The sequence below is a fragment of the Paraburkholderia sp. genome (assembly GCF_035948235.1).
GTDB lineage: Bacteria > Pseudomonadota > Gammaproteobacteria > Burkholderiales > Burkholderiaceae > Paraburkholderia.
The window spans coordinates 1-3,995 of the sequence record NZ_DASZJJ010000312.1; the positions used below are offsets into that span (position 1 = coordinate 1).

Here is a 3,995-nt window from a genome sequence, read left to right on the forward strand (position 1 = left end):
ACAATTCGTTTCACCCCCTGACCAGGGGTGTCTTTTTCATCTCTTTATACGCGGCTTTCGGGCCGCGTTTTTTTCGAACGCTTTATAATCGGTTTATAAGTTCCCACGAATAACGAAATGCACTATTTCGATTGGCGAAGAGCGTGCCCTGGCTTGTCCGTTCGTCAGAGGGCCACGTTCGGTGGGTGTGGGGCGGGTAGAATCGCAGGCTTGAGTTGTGTTTCCGCCCCGCGAACGTGAGTAAACCTGTAATGACCAATTCCCCCCTTCCATCGTCCGACACCGCTGCTGACTCCCCGACGGAAGGCGCGTCCGAAATCCAAGCAACCCCGCTCGACCATCTGGAAGAAGCGCTGCCCGAAACCCAGCACGAAGCGCGTCTGTGGCGCGACGACGGCTGGACCGCGCGCGTCATCAAGAACGAAGACGACGATGGCTGGGCCGTCGAGATGACAAAAGACGGCGAAGCGGAACCCGCGCTTGTCGGCCCCTGGACGATGGGCCGCGACAAGAAGAATCCGAAGCCGCTCGATACGTCGGCGTTCAATACCCTCGTGAAGACCGCGTCGGAAGTGTTGCGCCGGCACGAACAGCAGTTGCATGCGCTGCTGCACAAGCGCGTCGGCGTGCAGACCGACGACGGCGACATCGACGTGACGCTCGACATCGTGCCCGACGAGTACGAGCCTTACGCCATGCTCACGGCGCTCGATGCGTTCGGCGAGCAGATCGCGCAGGTGCGGGTCGCGCCCAACTTCAAGCTGACCAAGGCGCGCGCCGAGTCGTGGGCCGAGGGTGGCTTCGGGCGCATCGAATAAGACGCGCGTCCGCCTAGTCCTGCTGGCAGAAGATGGCGGTCAGGAGCGGCCCGGCGTGATGCACGATGGCCGTATTGCCGACCGCGTCGAGCGCGGCCTGGACCTTGCCCTGGGTCGCGACTACCACCGCGCCATAGGCCGATCGGGCGATCGGCTTGCCGTCGCCTGTCTTGAACAGCGGGTCGTCCTGCTGGAACGCCACGATCGCGAACACACTGAAGCCGTAGGCCGTCATATGCGCACCGTGCGCGGGCCAGAAGGCGTTGATCGAATTCTTCTCGACGCGCATGGGCTTTTCGTCGATCAGCTTCTGGTCGATAAGACCGGACACGAAGTCGTGCGCCGACTCCTTGCAGGTCAGGGCATCGTCGAGGGCGGCGGCATGGCCGGTGAGCGGCACGAAAGGGAGCGCCGCGAGCAGCAGGGCAGCGAGGGAATGACGTTTCATCGTAATTCTGGCGATTAGGCCGTACAGGCGCCGCTCACTTGCGCGACGCCAGGGCCGATGCGAAGGCAAGCACTGTACGCGGGTTTGCGCGAGCTTGCTTGCGGGGCAGCATCGAGCCTGGCCGATCCGATCAAGGCAAACGTTCGCACACTCGAGAACGGACAATCTTTCACCTTTGCACTCTGAAATCTTTCGCCGACTGTAGGGTGGCGGTAAAATTGATGCATTCTGAATGAAAATCGCTTTCATTTCGGTAAGAAGTGCCGATGTGGCGCGGAAAACCGCATCGTAAGCGTGCAGAAGCCTCAAAACGTCGCCCAAATGCGCCCACCGACGGCGCGAAGATCCAAGAGAACAAGAAAGTGCAAATGAAAAACACCGCGCTCGCTGCGTCGGCCTTCGTGGCGGCCGACGTGTTTCTCGTTGTGTACATCGTGATGCTGATCTACGGATTCAGCATCACGGCAGGCGCGTGCAGGGCGCTCAAGGCCGAGACAGCCGGTATGGCGGAACTGGCTGATCTGGAAGCGGTTTGCCGGCAGCAGACCGACCCCGTGAGCTGGCTCACGCTGGCGTCGGGCAGGCTGTTTCACGCTTAGGCGCGAGCCGCCACGAAGTATGGCAAGACACCCTTACAACTCTCGCGAAAACGACACATTTCCAGACCGGTCAGCTACACGCAACTGTGCTAGGCCCGAGAGCATATCGAGGCGGCTTCCACTATACTTCTCGGTTATGACTGGAAAAGACCAACCTGCGGAAACGCTACCGCGTGCGGTACCGCTCCCGCGCACCTGGGACGCGCGCGCGGCGCGCTGGCTCGTCACGCCACTCGTGCCGACCCGTGTAACCCCGAATCACCTGACTACCCTGCGCCTGCTGATTGGCCTCGCGGGCGCCTTCTATCTGGCGCGCGGCGACTTTCTGCACGTCAATATTGGCGCATTTCTGATCGTTTTGTCGAATTTCGTTGATCACACCGACGGCGAACTCGCACGAATCAGCGGCAAGACCAGCCGTATCGGCCATTTCTACGATCTGGCCGCGGATGCCGCTACGACCATCCTGCTGTTCTTCGGCATGGGCTACGGTCTGGGCGTGCTCGCCGCCTCCGGTGCGACTGCGGCCGAATGGCGCGTGCCGCCGGCTGTGCTCGGCGGTATCGCCGGGGTGGCCGTCGCGGTAATCTTCTTCCTGCGCATGCGTATCGAGGAAATGGCGGGCAAGGCCGGCACGCAGCAGGCCTTCGTCGGCGGTTTCGAGACTGAAGACGTGCTGTATCTGTTGCCGCTCGTCACGCTCACTGGTATTGCGTCGCCGTTTGTCGTGGCCGCGTCCATCGGGGCGCCGCTGTTTGCGATTTACGTGGTGCTCGACTACTGGCGCGTGACGCGCCGCGCGGCCGGCAAGGAAACCAGTCAGGTTTGGATCAGCAGATGAGTGTGCAAGCAGAAGAAGAACAGGCAGTGATGGGCAATGCGCGCAGCGCGGGTGGTGAAGCCGCCTTGCCCGATGCCTCGATTGACCGCGCCCTGGGCGGTCTGGATTCGGCGCGTCTGCGCGACGAATACGTGAATCAGGGTTCGTTCGTGTATCTCTCCGAATTCCTGCCCGCGGACGCGACGCAGCGGCTCATCGACGCCGCCAATGCGCTGATGCCCGAGGTCAACCGCAATTTCATTCCCGGCCATAAGGCGGGCGGCAGTGTCAGCCGTCACACGATTGACCGCCTGCAGCCGTATATCGCCGAGCTGTACCGCTCGCCGAAGCTGATCGGCTGGCTAGAAAAGATCACCGGCGACAAGCTCCAGCTTTCGCCCGAAGACGATCCGCATGCCTATGCGCTGTATTACTACACGCGCGCGGGCGATCACATCGGCTGGCATTACGACACGTCCTATTACGACGGCCGCCGCTATACGGTCCTGCTGGGCGTGATCGACGACTCGTCGTGCATTCTGGATTACGAGTTGCATACCCGCGACGACAACAAGCCCGACGAACCCGGCGCGGTGCAGTATCCGCCCGGTGCGCTCGTGCTGTTCGACGGCGACAAACTGCGCCATCGCGTGACGGCCAGCCGTGAAGGGGAGGTACGCGTTTCGCTCACGTTCGAATACGTGACCAACCCGAACATGCGCCCGTGGCGGCGCTTCATCTCGAACATGAAAGACGCGATTGCGTACTTCGGCTTTCGCCAGGTGTTCCGCAAGGCGCTGCAGTCCGCCACCGGCGGCGCGCGCAAGACGGGAGAGCGGGTGTGAGCCGTGCCGCCATCCTGCTGCTGTCGATTGGCGCAGCACTCTTTATCGCGCTGCTCGCATGGCAGGGCCTGGGCTCGGTGACGAGCACGCTGGCTGCGGCCGGCTGGGGCCTTGCGCTTGTCGCGGCCTTTCACGTCGTGCCGCTCGTGCTCGACGCGGGCGCAATTTCGGTGATGTTCCGCAAGGGCGAGCGTGTCGATCAGCGTGACGCGCTGCTCGCGCGCTGGAGCGGCGAGGCCGTCAACAGCCTGCTGCCGGCCGGCCAGATCGGCGGTCCCGTGGCGATGGTGCGCCAGCTTGCGCAACGCGGCATGGCCATGCGCGACGCGGCGGCGGCCATCACCGTGAGCACGACGCTCCAGGCGGTCGCGCAGATCGTCTTCGCGGTATTCGGCATTGCGCTCTTTTCCGCTTATGCCGCCAACGGCGCGCCGCGCGATCTGGGCCTTGCCGCCATGATCGCCA

Annotated in this window: 6 protein-coding genes; 5 read left to right on the forward strand and 1 reads right to left on the reverse strand. The window is 62.8% G+C overall.

Translation table 11 applies throughout. The features are described from left to right. Positions 1–251: 251 nt before the first annotated feature. Positions 252–818 carry a hypothetical protein gene (locus VG320_RS27830; RefSeq protein ID WP_327203290.1) on the forward strand — a complete coding sequence of 189 codons (567 nt, stop codon included), beginning with the start codon at positions 252–254 and terminating at the stop codon, positions 816–818. A gap of 13 nt (positions 819–831) precedes the next feature. Here VG320_RS27830 and VG320_RS27835 read toward each other — a convergent pair whose 3' ends face one another. Further along, positions 832–1,266, reverse strand: a complete 435-nt coding sequence (locus VG320_RS27835; RefSeq protein WP_327203291.1) for a hypothetical protein — start codon at positions 1,264–1,266, stop codon at positions 832–834. Between the two features lie 368 nt (positions 1,267–1,634). Here VG320_RS27835 and VG320_RS27840 point away from each other — a divergent pair, with 368 nt between their 5' ends. The 4 genes from VG320_RS27840 to VG320_RS27855 form a co-directional block, all read left to right on the forward strand. Continuing rightward, positions 1,635–1,865 (forward strand): hypothetical protein, encoded by a 231-nt coding sequence (locus VG320_RS27840; protein WP_327203292.1) that lies wholly within the window; start codon positions 1,635–1,637, stop codon positions 1,863–1,865. A 136-nt stretch (positions 1,866–2,001) separates the two neighbouring features. Further along, positions 2,002–2,706 carry a CDP-alcohol phosphatidyltransferase family protein gene (locus VG320_RS27845; protein WP_327203293.1) on the forward strand — a complete coding sequence of 235 codons (705 nt, stop codon included), beginning with the start codon at positions 2,002–2,004 and terminating at the stop codon, positions 2,704–2,706. Beyond that, on the forward strand, positions 2,703–3,530 hold the full coding sequence (locus tag VG320_RS27850; protein WP_327203294.1) for a 2OG-Fe(II) oxygenase: 828 nt from the start codon (positions 2,703–2,705) through the stop codon (positions 3,528–3,530). The genes VG320_RS27845 and VG320_RS27850 overlap by 4 nt, the downstream gene beginning before the upstream one ends. Further along, positions 3,527–3,995, forward strand: a 469-nt coding sequence (locus VG320_RS27855) for a lysylphosphatidylglycerol synthase domain-containing protein (RefSeq protein ID WP_327203295.1), incomplete at its 3' end; no start/stop codon positions are given. The genes VG320_RS27850 and VG320_RS27855, both read left to right, overlap by 4 nt.

Coding starts and splice junctions, on each gene's coding strand:
- VG320_RS27840 (WP_327203292.1), top strand. CDS start 1,635: ATGAAAAACACCGCGCTCGCTGCGTCGGCCTTCGTGGCGGCCGACGTG.
- VG320_RS27845 (WP_327203293.1), top strand. CDS start 2,002: ATGACTGGAAAAGACCAACCTGCGGAAACGCTACCGCGTGCGGTACCG.
- VG320_RS27835 (WP_327203291.1), bottom strand. CDS start 1,266: ATGAAACGTCATTCCCTCGCTGCCCTGCTGCTCGCGGCGCTCCCTTTC.
- VG320_RS27850 (WP_327203294.1), top strand. CDS start 2,703: ATGAGTGTGCAAGCAGAAGAAGAACAGGCAGTGATGGGCAATGCGCGC.
- VG320_RS27830 (WP_327203290.1), top strand. CDS start 252: ATGACCAATTCCCCCCTTCCATCGTCCGACACCGCTGCTGACTCCCCG.